This window comes from Sphingobacterium psychroaquaticum, from assembly GCF_900177625.1.
GTDB lineage: Bacteria > Bacteroidota > Bacteroidia > Sphingobacteriales > Sphingobacteriaceae > Sphingobacterium > Sphingobacterium psychroaquaticum.
On sequence record NZ_FXAU01000007.1, the window covers coordinates 145,690 to 163,603 of the forward strand.

General features: G+C 43.5%; 12 protein-coding genes. 4 read left to right on the forward strand and 8 right to left on the reverse strand.

From position 1 onward, the window contains the following. The first annotated feature begins 191 nt into the window (after nucleotides 1-191). Nucleotides 192-3,116, forward strand: coding sequence for an FAD-binding and (Fe-S)-binding domain-containing protein (locus tag B9Y69_RS16440; protein WP_085474073.1), 2,925 nt, complete (start codon nucleotides 192-194; stop codon nucleotides 3,114-3,116). A gap of 54 nt (nucleotides 3,117-3,170) precedes the next feature. On the opposite strand, the gene B9Y69_RS16445 is transcribed toward B9Y69_RS16440, so the two are convergent. The 7 genes from B9Y69_RS16445 to gltX all read right to left on the reverse strand — a co-directional run bounded on the left by B9Y69_RS16445 (nucleotide 3,171) and on the right by gltX (nucleotide 10,779). Next, nucleotides 3,171-4,016: a DUF2911 domain-containing protein gene (locus B9Y69_RS16445; RefSeq protein ID WP_085474074.1), complete on the reverse strand. Its 846-nt coding sequence runs from the start codon at nucleotides 4,014-4,016 to the stop codon at nucleotides 3,171-3,173. Between the two features lie 158 nt (nucleotides 4,017-4,174). After that, entirely contained in the window at nucleotides 4,175-5,467 is a 1,293-nt protein-coding gene (locus tag B9Y69_RS16450) for a sugar MFS transporter (protein WP_085474075.1), read from the reverse strand. Nucleotides 5,468-5,856: 389 nt separating this feature from the next. Further along, nucleotides 5,857-6,300: a hotdog fold thioesterase gene (locus tag B9Y69_RS16455; RefSeq protein ID WP_085474076.1), complete on the reverse strand. Its 444-nt coding sequence runs from the start codon at nucleotides 6,298-6,300 to the stop codon at nucleotides 5,857-5,859. Beyond that, the gene (locus tag B9Y69_RS16460) at nucleotides 6,275-6,808 is read right to left on the reverse strand and encodes a DinB family protein (protein WP_085474077.1); all 534 of its coding nucleotides are present in this window, start codon (nucleotides 6,806-6,808) and stop codon (nucleotides 6,275-6,277) included. Before B9Y69_RS16460 ends, B9Y69_RS16455 begins: the two co-directional genes overlap by 26 nt. After that, the gene (locus tag B9Y69_RS16465) at nucleotides 6,789-8,030 is read right to left on the reverse strand and encodes a sensor histidine kinase (RefSeq protein WP_085474078.1); all 1,242 of its coding nucleotides are present in this window, start codon (nucleotides 8,028-8,030) and stop codon (nucleotides 6,789-6,791) included. The genes B9Y69_RS16460 and B9Y69_RS16465 overlap by 20 nt, the downstream gene beginning before the upstream one ends. A gap of 86 nt (nucleotides 8,031-8,116) precedes the next feature. Further along, nucleotides 8,117-8,968, reverse strand: a complete 852-nt coding sequence (locus B9Y69_RS16470; RefSeq protein ID WP_085474079.1) for a sugar phosphate isomerase/epimerase family protein — start codon at nucleotides 8,966-8,968, stop codon at nucleotides 8,117-8,119. Between the two features lie 290 nt (nucleotides 8,969-9,258). Further along, a complete protein-coding gene (gene gltX, locus B9Y69_RS16475; RefSeq protein WP_085474080.1) occupies nucleotides 9,259-10,779 on the reverse strand; it encodes a glutamate--tRNA ligase in 1,521 nt (506 codons plus the stop codon). A 330-nt stretch (nucleotides 10,780-11,109) separates the two neighbouring features. Between gltX and gcvP the strand changes: the two genes are divergently transcribed. The 3 genes from gcvP to B9Y69_RS16490 all read left to right on the forward strand — a co-directional run bounded on the left by gcvP (nucleotide 11,110) and on the right by B9Y69_RS16490 (nucleotide 15,740). Further along, complete coding sequence (gcvP, locus tag B9Y69_RS16480; protein WP_085474081.1) at nucleotides 11,110-13,983, forward strand: aminomethyl-transferring glycine dehydrogenase; 2,874 nt, start codon at nucleotides 11,110-11,112, stop codon at nucleotides 13,981-13,983. Nucleotides 13,984-14,083: 100 nt separating this feature from the next. Beyond that, nucleotides 14,084-14,839, forward strand: a complete 756-nt coding sequence (locus B9Y69_RS16485; RefSeq protein WP_085474206.1) for a 3-keto-disaccharide hydrolase — start codon at nucleotides 14,084-14,086, stop codon at nucleotides 14,837-14,839. Nucleotides 14,840-14,912: 73 nt separating this feature from the next. Further along, nucleotides 14,913-15,740, forward strand: coding sequence for an N-acetylmuramoyl-L-alanine amidase (locus B9Y69_RS16490; protein WP_144036609.1), 828 nt, complete (start codon nucleotides 14,913-14,915; stop codon nucleotides 15,738-15,740). A gap of 807 nt (nucleotides 15,741-16,547) precedes the next feature. Here B9Y69_RS16490 and B9Y69_RS16495 read toward each other — a convergent pair. Beyond that, nucleotides 16,548-17,861, reverse strand: coding sequence for a nicotinamide mononucleotide adenylyltransferase (locus B9Y69_RS16495; RefSeq protein ID WP_085474082.1), 1,314 nt, complete (start codon nucleotides 17,859-17,861; stop codon nucleotides 16,548-16,550). Between the last annotated feature and the right edge of the window lie 53 nt (nucleotides 17,862-17,914).

A 17,914-nucleotide genomic window follows, 5' to 3' on the forward strand; every position in this document is an offset into this window, starting at 1 on the left:
TCCTGTCGTCGGCATGACGGAGTAAGGGGAAACGGATAACGGTGTAAAGTGAACTGGATAACGGTGCAGAGAAAAGAGTATCACGGGACAAAGAAAAGAGCATGACGGTGTAACCTTTTTCGTCATTCCGAGCGTGGTTAGGAGGAGGAATCCACGGAAAACACTTTGGAGTTCAATATTATTAAGATAACATGGATGAATTACTGCTGAAGCAACTGGCAGCGATCTTAGAGGGGGAGTTGTACTGGGATCAGAAGATGCGTATTCTATATGCTACTGATGCTTCGGCTTATCGGGAGTTGCCGCTGGCGGTGGCGATCCCTAGATCGGTTACGGATTTAAGCAATTTAATCGCTTTTGCGGCGGAACATGGCACATCCTTGATTCCACGTGCTGCTGGAACCTCTTTAGCGGGGCAGGTGGTTGGGCATGGCATTGTCGTGGATATTTCACGCCATTTTACGGATATCTTGGAGCTGAATGCCGCTGAGAAATGGGTGCGTGTGCAGCCGGGAGTTATTCGGGATGAGCTGAATACATTCCTTCAGCCGCATGGTCTGTATTTCGGTCCTGAAACATCAACGGCTAACCGTGCTATGATTGGTGGCATGGTTGGTAATAATTCTTGCGGATCAAATTCATTGATCTATCGAAGCACCCGAGAACATTGTCTGGAGATCGATGCATTGTTAAGCGATGGGTCAGCCGTTACATTTAAAGCATTGTCCTTTGATGCATTTTGTGAGAAATGTGAACAGCAGGATTTGGAGGGGATGCTTTACCGGGAAATACGTTCGATGCTTGGTGATTACCAGAATCAAGAGCATATACGTCGGGAGTTTCCAAAGCCCACGATTGATCGTAGAAATACGGGATATGCGCTTGATATGCTCCTTGATAGCGATCCGTTCATGGCGGGTGCAGAACCTTTTAACTTTTGTAAGTTACTTTGTGGATCGGAAGGAACGCTGGCTTTTATTACCTCCATTAAATTAAATCTTGTTGACCGGCCTGTCAAGCCTTCTGGTTTGTTGTGTATCCATTTTGCAGATGTTGCGGAGGCATTAGAAGCGAATCTCATTGCGCTTAAACATAAACCATTGGTCTCTGAACTGATGGACCATTATATTCTGGAATGCACCAAAAATAATATACAGCAGGCACGGAACAGCTTTTTTGTGGAAGGTGATCCGGGTGCTATTTTGGTGGTGGAGTATGACGGTGATGATATCGCGGATATCAAGCGTAAGGTTGCACTGGTGGAGGCTGACATGCGTGCAGGGGGGCTTGGTTATTCTTTTCCGCTGGTGTTGGGATCAGATAAAAAGCGTGTTTGGGATTTACGAAAAGCAGGGCTTGGCTTACTAAGCAATACGCCAGGGGATAATAAACCGGTGGCTGTTATTGAAGATACGGCGGTTGATGTGCGCGATCTACCAGCTTATATTGCCGAGTTTAATAAAATCCTTGCGGAGCAAGGTCTTTACTCGGTACATTATGCCCATGCGGCCACAGGAGAGTTGCATTTAAGACCTATTATCAACCTAAAAACAAAAGAAGGGAATGCACAGTTCCGGTTGGTTGCTACGCAAATTGCACAGCTCGTGAAGCGGTACGGTGGTTCCTTGAGTGGGGAGCATGGTGACGGACGCTTACGGGGTGAATTTATTGCGCTGATGTTGGGCGAACACAACTATAAGCTATTAAAAGATATTAAGAGAACATGGGATCCAAAGGGAATCTTTAATCCTGGAAAAATTGTCGATACGGCACCGATGAATAGTTCGCTACGGTATGATCCGGAGAAACCGGCCAAAGCGATAAAATCCGTTTTTCGGTATAACGGACAAAGTATTTTGCAACACGCAGAGCAATGTAATGGCTCGGGTGACTGTCGGAAAACGGAGCTTTCCGGAGGTACAATGTGTCCGTCGTATATGGCAACGCGGAATGAGCAGGATACGACGCGTGCCCGCGCCAATATGTTACGGGAGATGCTTACTACCTCGACGGAGCGCAACCCGTTTGACCATGAGGAGATCAAAGAGGTGATGGACTTATGCTTGAGCTGTAAGGGATGTAAATCGGAATGCCCGTCCAGCGTCGATATGGCTAAGTTGAAAGCTGATTTTCTACAGGCTTACTACGATAGTAACGGTGTCCCTTTTCGCTCGTGGATGATCGGCCATGTGGATCAGATGACAAAGTTAGTGTCCCACTTCCCGAAGCTATATAACTGGGCTGTTGGAAATAGTTGGACGAGTGGGGTTATGAAACGAATACTTGGTTTCGCTTCGGAGCGTTCGATTCCTACTGTTGGAGAAGTGTCATTGCGTAAATGGTTTACCGATCGAGCTCAGTTAAATTCCCGAGATAAACCAAACCGTCAGGTCTACTTTTTTTTCGATGAGTTTACGAATTACAATGATGTAGAGGTTGGAAAAAAGGCTATCCTTTTACTGGAACGCTTGGGGTATCAGGTGTTGAATGTGCCACACGCTTTTAGTGGTAGAGGGTTGCTGTCAAAAGGTTTTTTGCGCGAGGCAAGAAAGTTGGCGAAGGCGAATGTTCGTCGGTTTGCGAAATTGCTGAACGAGGAGGTTTGCCTGGTTGCTGTAGAACCATCCACGATACTTACCTTTCGGGATGAGTACGTGGATCTGGTGCAGGAGGATTTAATCGAGGAGGCGAAGTATACAGCAAAGTATGCGTTGACCATCGAGGAGTTCCTGTTGCGTGAGAAGCGCGCTGGCCGGATAGGTCCGGAGCAGTTTACAAACCAAGAGAAAGAGGTTCTTTTGCATACGCACTGCCAACAGAAGGCTTGGGGCTTGCAGCCGACCGTTGCGGAGGTTTTAGCTGTGCCAAGTGGCTATTCTGTTAAAAATATTCCATCTGGCTGTTGTGGTATGGCGGGGTCTTTTGGGTACGAAGAAGAGCACTATAAAATATCTCAGGACATAGGTGAACTGGTATTGTTCCCTGCAATTCGAGCGAAGGCAGAAGGTGTTGTGGTGGCTGCGCCGGGTGCATCGTGTCGCCATCAGATTCAGGATGGCGTACAGGAGCGTGCTTATCACCCTGTCGAGATTTTATATGACGCACTGAAGACGTAAAAAAGGAGCTCTACATCATGTAGAGCTCCTTTTTTAGGATTCGTTTATCAACGATTATTTTTTCGCTTCTGCGATCACTTGTCCATTTAGCTTCACGTATTCCTCGTTGTTTCCAGCTTTTGCCATCTCTACACCTTCAGTTGCTGTTTTGATAGCGCCGGCTTTGTCACCAGATTTTAACAAGATGCGTGCTCTCCAATATTTGATGTGTGGCGCCTTTGTGTTGCCTTTATCTGCTTCGTTTGCCCATTCAACGGCTTTCTTGATATCGAGGTCGTTGTTGAAATAGTATTGTGCTGCTTGGAAGTATGGTTTTTTATCTCCTTTCATTGCCTCCTCAATAGAAGCCATAATCTCTTTGGATTGATCAACGGCAATATGGAATGATACTTTTGCATTTTCCCATGCTAAGCTTAGATCTGCCCCCTTAGGCGTAACATTTTCAAAAGCCATGGTAAAGGTCTCTACTTTACCATTTACTTTTTGTGCTTTTGCTGTGAAACGCACAAAGTCCTCCGCTTTGTTGTATTGGTATGCGCCCCATTGTTTTTCGTTCTTTGTTAGGATAATGGTCCAATCTCCTTTGGTCGGGATGGAAAATATTCCGTATGTACCAGCAGGCACTTTATTTCCGGCAATCGTTACCTCTTCTTCAAACGTGATCGATGGAATGTTGTTTGCTCCCGTACGCCATACTTCGTCGTAAGGAACCAATCCGCCAAAGATTACGCGGTTGTTCACATTAGGACGTTGGTAGACTAGCGTTACGTTTTTAATACCTACGCCTTGCTCAATTTTTGTAGTGCTACTTGCTTGTGGAAGTTTTACTTGCGCATCGACGGTTTGTACCGAAACGAACACAGCAGCGGCACTTAGAAGAGATAAGAATGTCTTTTTCATATTCTGTTTAGTGTTTTATGTGTTTAAAAATACCCAAAAAAGGGGAATATACAAGGTTGATAAATACATGTTTATGTAAAAAAGGAGAAACCCAAAAACCATATTAAGCAAGTTTTTAGATTTCTCCTTTTCCTCGATCGAAACTTCGAGATGGATTCTTATCCGTTTTTCTGACCTACTTTGTGACCTGCACTAGCGAAGTATAGGATATATAAGTAAGCTGGAACCATGGCATATAAAAATGCATGTTGGAAATCGATATGTAATGTATCTTTCAGGTAACCATAGATTAACGGCCAGATTGCACCTCCGGCGATACCCATAATCATGATACCAGATCCTACTTTTGTAAAGCGCCCCAATCCTTTAATTCCCAGCGGGAAGATAGCGGGCCACATTAACGCGTTGGCTACCCCCAATAACGCCACGAAGATGTACGATGTCATACCTGTTGTGAAGACAGAAATAACGGTGAATGTAATACCGATAATGGTACATAGGCGAAGTGCTGCCTGTTGTGAGATGTATTTTGGAATCGTAGCAATACCGATGAAATATCCGAGTAACATACAACCTAATGTAAAGGCTGTACCGTATTTAACAAAGAATGGTGGTAAAGACAATAGTTTTCCATAGGTTCCGATAATGTCTCCTGCCATTACTTCTACAGCAACACAAAAGAAGATCGCCAATGTGCCTAAGAATAAGTGAGGGAAATCAAATACGCTGTTTTTCTTTTTCGAACCTGCTGCTGTTTCTAGTGTTTCTTCTTCCTTGTTGACATCCACTTCTGGCATTTTCACTACATATACAATCACCGCTAGAAGAGCAACGCCAATAGCAACACCAATGTATGGACCATGAAGTCGGGCAGCAAGATCTGTTAGGAGTGCATCGTGTTCAGGGCCGCTGTGTAATTCCTGTACTTTGTGCGAGATGGTGTCATAGTCTTTTAGTAAGATACTACCAAGGACGATCGGTACAATAATACCGGCCCCTTTGTTGAAAATTCCTACGATAGAGATCCGTTGTGCAGCACTTTCTATTGGACCGATAATGCTAAGGTACGGGTTGATAGCTGTTTGCAAAAGCGCCATTCCGGAAGCCTGTACAAAGATTGCTAACAAAAATAAACCATAGCTCAACTGTGAGGCAGCCGGTAAAATGATTAAGGCGCCAAGGACAATCAGTAGAAGGCTAAGAATAAGTCCGTTTTTAAATCCTACTTTGCCCAAGATCCAGGAACTAGGTAGTGCCAAGAAAAAATAAGCAATATAAGAAGCAAATAAAATAAAGAATGCCTGTAGGTCGGTCTCCAGGTTGAAGGCTAATCTCACAAAGGGTATCAATGCCCCGTTTGCCCAAGTGACATAGCCTAAAATAAAGAATAAAGCACAGCAGATTAACATCGGTACCAATGCTGTCTTTTTTTGCGTATCTATACCATTCATCGATAAAAAAAGTTTACGTTAATGTGGTTGATTTTTTGTGTATGGAACATTCCATATTACAAGACTAATAAAATATATTGAAATACGGAAGCATAATCAAAAAGACAAACGGTTGCGCATGAAAAAAACGCTTTAAAGAGTCTAAATTATTAATCGTTCAATAAACGGAATAAATGACTTTTGTTTTCTTTAGGATTAGGGTGTGAAGTGGGGCTTATACCACTAAAAACATCGAAGAGACTACGTGGGGCATAGTCTCTTCGAAACCTAAACCGTATCATGAAACCAAGCTATAGGGTTTCATATAGTACTACAATTAGGATCACGTATTGTTTTGTTGCTTTTTTGTTAAAAGCTGTTAAAAATAGGATACTTATTTACGCGGTGCGTTAAGCGAGGGGCAACTTATCTATTACCGCTATTGTTAAGCGAGATACGCAAATTAAGTCCTCGTTTTCGTTCTTTATTTTGATATCCCAGACATGGCTTTTTTTTCCAATATGTAAGGGCGTGCAGTAGGCATGGATTATACCTTCACGAACAGATTTAAGATGATTGGCATTGATTTCCATACCCACAGCTGCGTATTTGTCTGGGTCTACCACGAGGGCGGAAGCGACACTTCCTACTGATTCGGCAAGAACTACTGATGCGCCACCATGAAGGATGCCATAGGGTTGCCGCACTTTATCGGATATTGGCATACTTACCACCAGGCTATCTTCTGTTATCGTGGTTGCCTTAATTTCAAGATAACCGGTCATAAACTTTGCGAAGATATGATTGATCTCTTCGAGGGTATATGTTCTAAACCAGATGTTCGATGTTTTCATTGTTTAAATACCTTTCTTTAAGGATGATTCTGTGGTGTGTAAGGTGGCCCGCAATCACGTACAGAAAGGCTTTCACGGTAACTAAGCGACCTGATGCCATTCCTTTTCGTTCTAGTTCACTTTCGTTGAGGGTTTCAAAGAAGAGTAGGTTGGCCTTACGGAGGTACATGAACTCTTCGCTGATGCTATCAAAGGAGCGTTCGTTGTGACGGGCATTTTGTACAAACTCATCTTGTTCAAAAGCTTCCAGTTCGGTCATATCGTTCCGCGAAAAGCGCAAAGCGCGATATACCATTACCCGTTCCGTATCCAAGATATGACAGAGCACTTCTTTAATGGTCCATTTATCTTCGGCATATGCATAATCCCCCATGTCTTCAGGTATGCTGCGGATAAACTCGGTAAATGAATCTAGCTGCTCCTGTAGTACAGCAAGGACATCGCCAACCACATGTTCAACATAGTTGTTGTAAATGGCTGGATATTCGTCAGACTTCAGTGGGTTCATATTTTAAATTGCTTTTAAGTATAATTCTAAATGTAGTTCCTTTTCCTATTTCGGATTCTTTTACAAAAATATGTCCTTGGTGGTATTCCACCATTCGTTTGGTTAAACTAAGTCCCAATCCCCATCCGCGCTTTCGTGTGGTGAAGCCGGGTTGGAATATGGTGTCAAAATTTGACTTTGGTATTCCTTTTCCTGTATCACTAATGTCTATAAAAATTTCCTCTTTTGCAATGTTATCAATGATGTTGACGGTTATTTTTCCTTCTGACTCAATCGCATTGACCGCATTTTTAAGAAGGTTTTCAATAATCCAATCGAACAATTGGATGTTGATTTTGGCCTCTAAGCTTTGGTCTCCGGTCAGTTCAAATTGAATTTTCTCGCTTGTCCTGACTTTAAAGTAATTGATGTAGTCTTGAATAACAGGGTATACAACATGGCTAGTTAGCGAAGGGATAGAACCAATTTTTGAGAAGCGATCAGCTACAATTTCGAGACGCTTGACATCACGTTCCATTTCGTTAAGAATGCTGTCGTCTTGTGCTTCATATTTGGTGCGAACCAGCTCAAGCCAGCCCATGAGGGAGGAGATCGGTGTGCCTAACTGATGTGCTGCTTCTTTGGCCATACCTACCCAAACCAAGTTTTGTTCTGATTTTTTGATGGAGTTGAATACGGTATATGCAATAATTAGAAATATAGCAATCAATGATAGCTGTACGTACGGAAAGATACGGAGCTGGCGGAGGGCGTCTGAATCGCGGTAGTAGACAAGCCACTCTTCACCAGTTTCCAAATGTAGAGAAATCGGGTCATGGTTTTCTTGCATAGCTTCCAGTTGTTTCTGAAAGTAAACTGGATCGTACTGTAACCCTCGATGTGCGCTATCTGTTTGATTTTTTACATTGGTTTTTGTCTCATCCAAATCACGCCAGAAGATGATGTTGTGCGCACTATCTGTGATGATTGCTGGCGTAGAGAGACTGTCGCGCACGGCGTAGACGAAACTAATAAATTCATCGTCTACATCGGGCATGCTGATGATGCTCTTGGTGCTCATTGCCCAAACTTCAGCTTTCGTTCTTTCTGAACGGGATAGGCTTTTTACAAGATGGTTGGTGTAAAATAAAGACGCAGCAGCTATACATGCGGCGAAAAGGAACAAAAGAACCTTCCAGCGTTGTTTATTATTGTATTGATATAGATGTTCCTTGTTTACCATTGCACCTGCAAATTACTTTTTTTTTCTCACATGTGTGCGATTGCTGAAAAGGGACAAAATGAAAAAGGGGCATTCGCCCCTTTTAGCTATTTCAGTAAAGCCCTGAAGTTGGCTGCACTTTGTTTTACATCGGTTACACTGTTTTCCCAATTGTATTCATATTCTGCGGAAAGCATACCTTTGAATTTTTGTCTTTTCAATTCAGCAATTACTTCTTTGATTGGCAGCTTACCTGTTCCCCAATGCACATCGTGGGCTTTTTTATCACCAAACTCATTCAGATCCTTAAAATGAGAGTGGATAACTCTGCCTTCTAGTTGTTTTAAACAAGTGATAGGGTCAAGACCAGAACGCATCCAATGGCCTACATCGGCGGCGGCTCCCATGTTTTTACTTCTGCCTTTTAGGGCGTTTAGTACGACCTCAGGTTTCCAGTAGTGGGAAGGATCAGGGTGGTTATGCAAAGCTGCTTTTACATTGTATTTATCGCATAAAGCGGATACGATATCGAGGTGTGATTCCTGCGGCTCGCAGGTGATTACCTGGATGCCCATTTCTTTGGCAAAGGCGAATATTTTTTCCCATTCTTCAGCATCTTTTCCGCCGACAACGCCGAATGCATGTAGGGTAATTCCATTATCTTTCAATAATTTTTTTACCAATTGACGACCTTCGGCGGATAGGGTGTAGCCAAATTTTTCGGTGCTTCCAGCTCCTATTGTCTGTCCGGGAAAGGCTTCTACAAAGCGCAGGTCGCAGCTTTTTATTTTCTCTAGCGCTTCGGCAAAAGTGAATAAACGGAAGGTGTAGGCTTGTGCGCCGAGTTTCCATCCTAATTTCTCTTCTGGGTGTTTAGCAGAACGTTGAGCGGTTACAGTAAAGGTAAAAAAAAGGCAAAAAGCCCATAGCAGCGTGCTTGCAATAGATTTTAGTTTCATGTGTCTTTAAGGTTTAAGTAAAGGCTAATATAGGAAAAAAAGGTGAGGAGTGAAGGAGTTAAGGGGTGAGAGAGGTAAAGGACACGAGCCGAAGGCTCGCGCCAGCGTAAGTGGTCCGCATGTAGTGCGGCAAGAATGAAACCAGTATGAGCTTATGCGCTAGTTTGAGCTTGAAGGAAGGTGGTAGAAAGTTAAGGATGGCTACAAAAAGAGCCACAAAAAAGCTACAAACCCCGAAGGGCTCAGCGTAGCTAAATCTTGTGGCTCTACTATTGTATAATGCGTAATAACTATTCGAAGTGTGGAAGAGCGTTTGCAATACGTGCATTAACCTCTTTTTTGCCGAGTAATTGCGTGATCTGGAATACATCCGGACCAAATTTACCACCGACCAACATGATACGGAATGGCATCATCAATTCACCGATCTTCATGCCGGAGGTTGCGATTTTTTCTTTGAATAGGGGCTCCAATGTTGCGGCCTCCCACGATTCGACTGTATTAAAATCGGTGATTAAACTTTGGAAAAATGCTGTTTTGTCTGCATTCCATTTTGGTTTAACAGCATCGGTATCAAACTGTGTCGGGCGTTGGAAGAAGAAAGAAGCTTGTTCCCAGAAATCTTCGACAAACGTCATTCGTTCCTTAACCAATGTCAGTACTTGATTTACGTATGTTTCGTCCTCTCCTGTTACCTGGTGTACGGCCAGGATAGGCAGCACACGAGCCAAGATAATAGGCTGGTCAATTTTTTTGATCCACTCGTGGTTGAACCATTTTGCTTTTTCGAAATCAAATTTTGCTCCGGCTTTATTGATGCGCTCTACACTGAATTTTTCGATCAATTCATCCATCGTGAAAAGCTCTTGCTCGGTTCCATCGTTCCAACCCAAGACGCCTAACATGTTGACAAATGCTTCCGATAAGAAGCCCATCTCGCGGAATCCTTTGGTCAGGTCGCCTGTTTTAGGGTCGTTCCAATTCATGGCATAAACCGGGAAGCCCAATCTGTCACCATCGCGTTTGCTCAGTTTACCGTTGCCATCTGGTTTAAGGATTAGCGGTAAGTGTGCCCAGTTAGGCATTTCTGTTTTCCAACCTAGGTATTCCCATAATAAGATATGTACGGGCGCTGATGGAAGCCATTCTTCACCGCGGAAAATATGAGATATTTCCATCGCACGGTCATCTACAACCACCGCGAGGTGATACGTTGGCATGCCATCTGCTTTAAGCAATACTTTGTCGTCGACAAGATTGGTTTCAAAAGAAACCCAACCTCTAATCATATCTTCAAAGGCAACGGTTTCATCCGTAGGAACTTTGATTCGTATGGTATGTGGATGTCCTTCGGCCAATATTTTTTGCGTTTCTTCTGCCGGAAGGCTTAGGGAATTACGCAATTGCATTCTATTTTCATGCGAATAGCGGAAATTCGGTTGTAGCTGACGCTGTTCGTCGAGCTCTGCGGCCGTGTCGAATGCATAGTAAGCATATCCGCTTTCTATCAGTTGTTCTGCATATTGTCTGTACGAAGGTTTACGCTCACTCTGGCGGTACGGGCCAAAAGCTCCCGGCTTGTTCGGACTTTCGTCTGGTGTGAGGCCACACCAATCTAAACATTCTGTGATATATTCTTCCGCACCAGGAACAAAACGCGTTTGGTCGGTGTCTTCTATTCTGAGGATAAACTCTCCTTTGTGGTGTCGCGCAAAAAGATAATTGAACAATGCTGTGCGTACACCGCCAAGGTGTAAACCGCCTGTAGGACTTGGGGCAAAACGTACCCTAACTTTTCTTTCCGAATTCATAACGACAAAATTACGTATTTTTAAATTATTCTCTTTTCGATATTGGCGGAGGTCTTATTTTTTACGCATGATTTATGTATTTGTGACGTTGTGCTGGTCTTGAAAGCGTTACAGATGTGGTCGTTATAGTCCAGTTTTTATTTTTCTATTGCCTTTCTAAGTGTCTGCAAACGTTTGTTTTGTGTAATGATAAAGAACACAACTTTTGTTGCGTGTTTATTCCCTTATAAAGTCGTATCTTTGTGCTCTCAAAAGAGTATGAGAATTGTGGCTTCTAATGCGTGTGTACTACTTGTTAGAGCTATGTTTGTCAAAAAGTTAAGCGTAAAAATGAGCAACGTATTTTATCAAGAAAAATTTGAAGATCGCCATAATGGACCTCGTTCCACAGAAGCGCAAGAAATGTTATCCTTTTTAGGGGTACAATCATTGGATGAGCTGATCGAGCAGACTGTTCCGAGTCAGATTCGATTAAAAAAATCAATGTCTTTACCTAAGGCATTGAGTGAGAAGGCTTATTTAGCTAAGGTGAAGCAGATTGCAGACAAGAACAAAGTTTTTAAATCGTATATCGGTCAAGGATATTACGACGTTACTGTTCCTGGTGTTATCCAACGTAATGTTTTGGAGAATCCAGGATGGTACACCCAGTACACGCCATACCAAGCGGAAATTGCGCAGGGTCGTTTGCAGGCGTTGTTAAATTTCCAAACGGCTGTTTCTGACTTAACAGGTTTAGAGATTGTTAATGCTTCGTTATTAGATGAGGCAACGGCAGCGGCGGAAGCTATGTTTATGTTGTACAATGCACGTAAAAACAAGGATGCTAATACGTTCTTAGTTACACCAAATATTTTCCCACAGACACTTGATGTGTTGCAAACACGTGCTGTACCTTTCGGGGTGGAAATCCGTGTTGCAGATATTGATGCTGCAAATTTAACGGATGATGTATTTGCCTCCTTTATCCAATATCCGGCAGCGGATGGTACGGTTTCGGACTACAAGGCATTTACTACGGCAGCAGAAGCTAAAGGTATCACAACGTGTGTGGCAGCAGATTTACTTTCATTAGCTTTATTAACGCCTCCGGGAGAATGGGGTGCTGATGTTGTTGTAGGTAACTCCCAGCGTTTTGGTGTGCCAATGGGATTTGGTGGGCCGCATGCTGCTTTCTTTGCAACGAAAGATGCTTACAAACGTAATATTCCGGGACGTATTATCGGGGTTACTTCGGATGCGAGTGGGAATTATGCCTTGCGTATGGCTTTACAGACGCGCGAGCAGCATATCCGTCGTGATAAAGCTTCATCTAATATCTGTACTGCGCAAGCATTATTAGCGATTATGGCGTCATTCTACGCGGTGTACCATGGTCCGCAAGGGGTTAAAGATATCGCGATGCGTATCAACGACCTTGCTAAATTATTGGATAAAGGGCTTCAGGCTTTAGGTTACGAACAAACAAATACTTCTTATTTTGATACATTGCGTATTAAAGTAGGCGAATATATCGGTGGTGTTAAAAGCGAGGCATTAAACCACGAATTGAACTTCTTCTACCACGAGGATGTAGTGGGTATCTCTATTGATGAAACGACTTCTTTTGAAGATATCCAAACGATCGTTAAGGTTTTTGCTAAGGTAAAAGGTAAAAATGTAAGCGATGTGGATTTGGAAGGATTGGTCGATTCTTTAGGGGATTCGATCCCTGCGGAATTGGTTCGTCAGTCGTCGTACTTGACACACCCAATCTTTAATAGCTATCATTCTGAAAGTGAAATGTTACGCTATATCAAATCGTTGGAGTCTAAGGATTTGTCTCTTTGTCACTCGATGATTCCATTGGGTTCGTGTACGATGAAGTTGAATGCAACTACAGAGATGGTTCCATTGACTTGGGCGCACTTCGGTGGTTTGCATCCTTTTGCTCCTGTTGATCAGACTTCAGGTTACATGCAGTTAATCAACGAGCTGAACGATTGGTTGTCGGAGATTACTGGATTTGCAAAAATGTCATTCCAGCCAAACTCGGGTGCACAGGGTGAATATGCGGGTCTAATGGTGATTCGTGCATACCACGAAAGCCGTGGTGATAACCACCGTGACATTTGTTTGATTCCTGCTTCGGCACACGGTACAAATCCTGCATCAGCATCGATGGCTGGCTTGAAGGTTGTTGTTGTGAAATGTGATGAGTTTGGAAATATTGATGTAGCGGATCTAAAAGCAAAAGCTGCGGAGCATGCTGCAAACTTGAACTCTTTGATGGTTACTTATCCATCGACACATGGTGTATTTGAGGAGTCTATTATTGAAATCTGTGAGGCTATCCATGCAAATGGCGGTCAGGTGTATATGGATGGCGCGAATATGAATGCGCAGGTTGGTCTGACCAGCCCGGGCTTTATTGGTGCTGACGTTTGTCACTTGAACTTGCACAAGACTTTCTGTATTCCACATGGTGGTGGTGGTCCTGGTATGGGTCCAATTGGTGTGGCAGCGCACTTAGTGCCTTTCTTGCCGAACCATGAAGTAGTAAGCGTATCGGGTGATCAGGGTATTTCTGCCGTTTCTGCAGCACCTTTCGGATCGGCTTCTATTTTGACTATCTCTTACGCATATATCGCGATGATGGGTGCAGACGGCTTAACAAATGCAACGAAAACTGCGATCTTAAATGCGAACTATATCAAAGCACGTCTAGAGCATCATTATCCGGTATTGTATGCTGGTGCAAATGGTCGTTGTGCGCATGAGATGATCCTTGATTGTCGCGGCTTTAAGAATGTAGGTATTGAGGTTGCTGATATTGCGAAACGTTTGATGGACTACGGTTTCCATGCGCCAACGGTATCTTTCCCTGTGGCTGGTACGTTGATGGTAGAGCCTACAGAGTCGGAGTCTAAGGCGGAGTTGGATCGTTTCTGCGAAGCGATGATTGGTATCCGTCAGGAAATCGCAGCGGTAGAAGCTGGTGAGGCTGATCAAAAGGAAAATGTGTTGAAGCATGCGCCGCATACGGCGGATGTGGTGACGGCAGATGACTGGAACAGACCTTATGGTCGCCAGACTGCGGCCTATCCGCTTCCTCACTTAAAAGTAAATAAATTCTGGCCTTCGGTGGGTCGTGTGAACGACTCGCAAGGGGATAGAACATTGATTTGTTCTTGTCCGTCGATCGAAGAGTATGCGGAAGCATAAGCTGGCCGATTAGATATTTTAAAACTCCCTGAAGCATTTGTTTCAGGGAGTTTTTTTATTTTAGTGGTTTATGATTGCATACTAAACCTAAATGGATATCATGAATATATCTTTAAAATTATTTTGCGCGATGGTGTTGCTGTGGACTTCTGCAACAAAGGCATTGCAGGCGCAGCCCGCACATAGCTTTACATTTGGCGAGGGATTGTCGTTCGATGATTTATTAGCGGGTAAGCACAAGGGGAGTGCGTTGCGGTGGATTGATGTGAATACATCGGATACGAGTTGGTACAAGGAAAAGGATAAGTTGGTCGGTAAAGGGTGGCCGATTGGTGTGGTACGCTCGGAGAAGATGTATCAGAACTTTATTCTGGAGGTGGAATGGCGTCATATGGAAAAGGGAGGGAATTCGGGTATTTTTGTGTGGTGCGACGCACAGCCGGAAGCGCATAACAGGTTACCTAGCGGGGTAGAGGTGCAGATGTTGGAGCTGGATTGGGTGAATCAACATAAGGTGAATGGGCAGGAACCGCCTATTGCGTATGTGCATGGTGAGCTTTTTGGGGCAGGGAAAACGACGACTACGCCTGATAATCCGCGAGGCGTACGCAGTAAGTCTATTGAGAACCGCTGTTTGGGTGTTGGGGAATGGAATCGGTATCGGGTGGTTTGTGTGGATGGTACGATTAAGTTGTCTGTTAATGGGAAGTTTGTGAATGGTATCCGCGAATCGTCGAAGCGTAAAGGTTACTTATGTTTGGAGTCTGAAGGGGCTAAGATAGAATTTCGTAACTTAAAGGTGATTTCGCTGGGGGAGGGGTATATCCTCCCGGAACAGGTTGTTGATGTTTTGTAACGAGTTTGTTTGCGGTAGTTTTTGTAAACATGCTGAAGTCTGCAATAAAGCTTGTACTTTTGAGAAAACGATTATGATGAAAAGACTATATTATGTATTGCCCGCTGCGGCTATGTTATTCCTTTCTGCTTGTGGTGGTGGAAAATATGCTGCAACGGAAAAGGTGTATAAGAAGAAAGCGAAAGAATTTTCAGGGGTTTATAAGGAGGCACCTGTAACGGGACAATTAGAAAAAATTGCGACTCCGGATAAGGAATGGATCGCATCCATCAATTTCGGTATTCGTAAGCCTAATTATGTGATGATCCATCATACAGCACAGGATTCTCTCGGTCAAACGGTGAAAACTTTTCACAGTGTAAAGGCAGGTGTTAGTTCGCATTATGTGATTGGTAGAAATGGTAAAGTTGTACAGATGGTGAACGATCTGTATCGTGGGCATCATGCAGGGGCTGGCCGTTGGGGTAATGATACGGATTTGAATTCTTCGTCGATTGGTATTGAATTGGATAATAACGGAACTACGGATCCATGGCCGGCGGCGCAGGTGGATGCGTTGGTTGCTCTTCTGCAATATTTAAAGGATACGTATAAAATTCCACAAGCTAATTTTATTGGACATATGGATTATGCGCCGACACGGAAGAATGATCCGTCACGCTTTCCTTGGAAGGTGTTAGCGGATAAAGGGTTTGGGTATTGGTATGATGATTATTTAGAAGCTCCTCCGGTAGGTTTTGATCCGAGGTTGGCGTTGCGCGTTATTGGTTATGATGTGAAGAATCTGGATGCCGCTATTAAGGCGTTTAAAATTCACTACATCCAGAAGAATACGAATACGGCAACGTTGGAGGAGCAGGATCTGAAGATTTTGTATTCGATTTTTAAGAAGTATTTGTAAGAGGGCGGGGGCTCCTCAAGCCGGAGTGGCTCTTCTTTTTTTCCCTAAAAAAGAAGCAAAAAATTCGTCGCTAGGAATTTTTGCAGGGATGGCCTGTGCATGGGCAAGTTTGTACAGATTGCAAATATTCCTCAGGCGACATAAGGCGGTTAAGGGGAGTCCGAAGCGATAACAAGCAGAAGCTTTTCAAAACGGCCTAGCGTTCCGACTGCGTCTGTGAATGCCAGACAGAGCGTCAAAAATCATCCTTGTTTGAACGGAGTGAGTTTTGGATGATTTAGCTTTGAATGGCATGAGGTAGCATAAGGAATGCAGCCTTGATTTTTTGATTACTTTTTTATCAAGAAAAAAGTAAAGATCTACATCGGAATGAACTTACTACTCCTCAAGCCGGAGTGGCTCTTCTTTTTTTCTTTAAAAAAGAAGCAAAAAATTCGTCGCTAGGAATTTTTGCAGGGATGGGCGGTGCTTTGGCAAGTTTCTACAGGTTGCAAATATTCCTCAGGCGACATCAGGCGGTTAAGGGAGGGGGAGAAGCTTGCTTTGCATAGGTAGGTATCCTAGGCATCTACTCTTTTTCACCTCATGCTGGCGCGAGCCTTTGGCTCGTGTCTCCTTAAACAGCAAATACTGATAAGTCCGAGCTTCAAGCTCGAACCAGCACAGGAAGGCTCCAACTAGCGCATAAGTCCATGCGGCTTTCATTCTTGCCGCACTCTATGCTGACGCGAGTCTGCCTGCGGTAGGCTTGTCGCTCGGCGTCATGCTGTAGGGGCTACTCTCGTGGTCGCCTTTTTTCAATATATACTATACCGTTTTTACAAACTTTTCGTCGTAGTTTTCGATATCTACGATGTAGCTGTTCTGAATCAAGAAGTCGAACAAGTGTTGTGCTTCATCGGATACAGGCATATTTTTCGTAGTGATAATGGTATTCGTTTTGCGATCTAAATATGGATAGGCGTAAAGCTTAACGTCCTTACTGAACATGCCTGAAATATAAGATAACAACTCGTTTGTATATTGCTCTTTATTGTAGTTGTCCGAGTTGAAGATATTCTTCAAGTTGGATACGTTGGTTGCAATACCGATATGTTGCGGTTTAAAACTTTTTATGAATTCGGCCAGGTGGTTGTTTCGGCGAAAGTTGGACACCATGATGTTGTTGCCTGTTGAGCACAGGTATTCTGCTCGTTGCGCAAAATAGTTTAAATCGTCGTCTGTAATAGGTTGCTCTTCGTCTAGGATATTTCCCATTAAAACCTCAATTAGAACAACGGTATTTTCCGGTAACGCACCTGTATTCTTACGAAACTGATCTACCGCTAAGTTAAAGAGGTCGAAGTTAGGGTTCGATTTTTGGCGATACTTGGTTCTAAGAATAATAATGTTCTTTTTGTATAAATAATCCTTAATCTGGGCCGCTTTTCCATCGGGTCTAAATATGGCTGCTTTAGCAAACCCTTTTGCGATCAGGTAAAGATTCAGCAAGCGCTCATTGGCGCTTTCGAAGACAGGCCCTGATACTTTAACAAGGTCAATTTCTACGGAGCCAACAGATAAGTTGTCGACCAGTGATTCGATCATTACTTGTGGATTTTCGGCGTAATAATAAGCCGCGAAAATTAAGTTAACACCTAAGATTCCTAGCACTTTAGATTGTAGTCGAGAGTCGCTGTCAAGAAGTCTGACGTGAATGACAATTTCATTGATCGGTCCGTCTACTTCATGCTGAAAACGTATTCCAATCCAACCATGAGGCTCATTGGTTTTGGTAAAGTTCAGTGTGGTGACGGTATCGGCGAAGGCAAAGAATTTCTTAGAGTCATATTTTTCGGTGTGCAACCGTTCGGTAAGCAAGTTGAACTCGTGTTCCAGCATCTTGGTTAGTCTGGTACGGCTCACATAGCGGCCGGACTCTTCTTCGCCGTAGATGGCATCGCTGAATGCCATATCGTAGGCAGAGATAGATTTTGCGATTGTTCCAGAGGCAGCTCCAGCTTCAAAAAAGTTGCGTGCAACTTCCTGTCCGGCCCCAATCTCGGCAAAGGTTCCGTAGATATCGGGGTTTAAATTAATCTTAAGTGCTTTTCTCTTTGTTTCAAAAATTTCTCTTGCCATACGGCAAAGGTACAAAAAACAGTAGTAAAATTCGGGTTTGGGTACTTTTTAGG

What these genes read in the sequence shown, in the direction of transcription:
- B9Y69_RS16440 (WP_085474073.1), top strand. Translation starts at nt 192, where the DNA reads ATGGATGAATTACTGCTGAAGCAACTGGCAGCGATCTTAGAGGGGGAG.
- B9Y69_RS16490 (WP_144036609.1), top strand. Translation starts at nt 14,913, where the DNA reads ATGATGAAAAGACTATATTATGTATTGCCCGCTGCGGCTATGTTATTC.
- B9Y69_RS16470 (WP_085474079.1), bottom strand. Translation starts at nt 8,968, where the DNA reads ATGAAACTAAAATCTATTGCAAGCACGCTGCTATGGGCTTTTTGCCTT.
- B9Y69_RS16485 (WP_085474206.1), top strand. Translation starts at nt 14,084, where the DNA reads ATGAATATATCTTTAAAATTATTTTGCGCGATGGTGTTGCTGTGGACT.
- B9Y69_RS16460 (WP_085474077.1), bottom strand. Translation starts at nt 6,808, where the DNA reads ATGAACCCACTGAAGTCTGACGAATATCCAGCCATTTACAACAACTAT.
- gltX (WP_085474080.1), bottom strand. Translation starts at nt 10,779, where the DNA reads ATGAATTCGGAAAGAAAAGTTAGGGTACGTTTTGCCCCAAGTCCTACA.
- B9Y69_RS16495 (WP_085474082.1), bottom strand. Translation starts at nt 17,861, where the DNA reads ATGGCAAGAGAAATTTTTGAAACAAAGAGAAAAGCACTTAAGATTAAT.
- B9Y69_RS16445 (WP_085474074.1), bottom strand. Translation starts at nt 4,016, where the DNA reads ATGAAAAAGACATTCTTATCTCTTCTAAGTGCCGCTGCTGTGTTCGTT.
- B9Y69_RS16450 (WP_085474075.1), bottom strand. Translation starts at nt 5,467, where the DNA reads ATGAATGGTATAGATACGCAAAAAAAGACAGCATTGGTACCGATGTTA.
- B9Y69_RS16465 (WP_085474078.1), bottom strand. Translation starts at nt 8,030, where the DNA reads ATGGTAAACAAGGAACATCTATATCAATACAATAATAAACAACGCTGG.
- gcvP (WP_085474081.1), top strand. Translation starts at nt 11,110, where the DNA reads ATGAGCAACGTATTTTATCAAGAAAAATTTGAAGATCGCCATAATGGA.
- B9Y69_RS16455 (WP_085474076.1), bottom strand. Translation starts at nt 6,300, where the DNA reads ATGAAAACATCGAACATCTGGTTTAGAACATATACCCTCGAAGAGATC.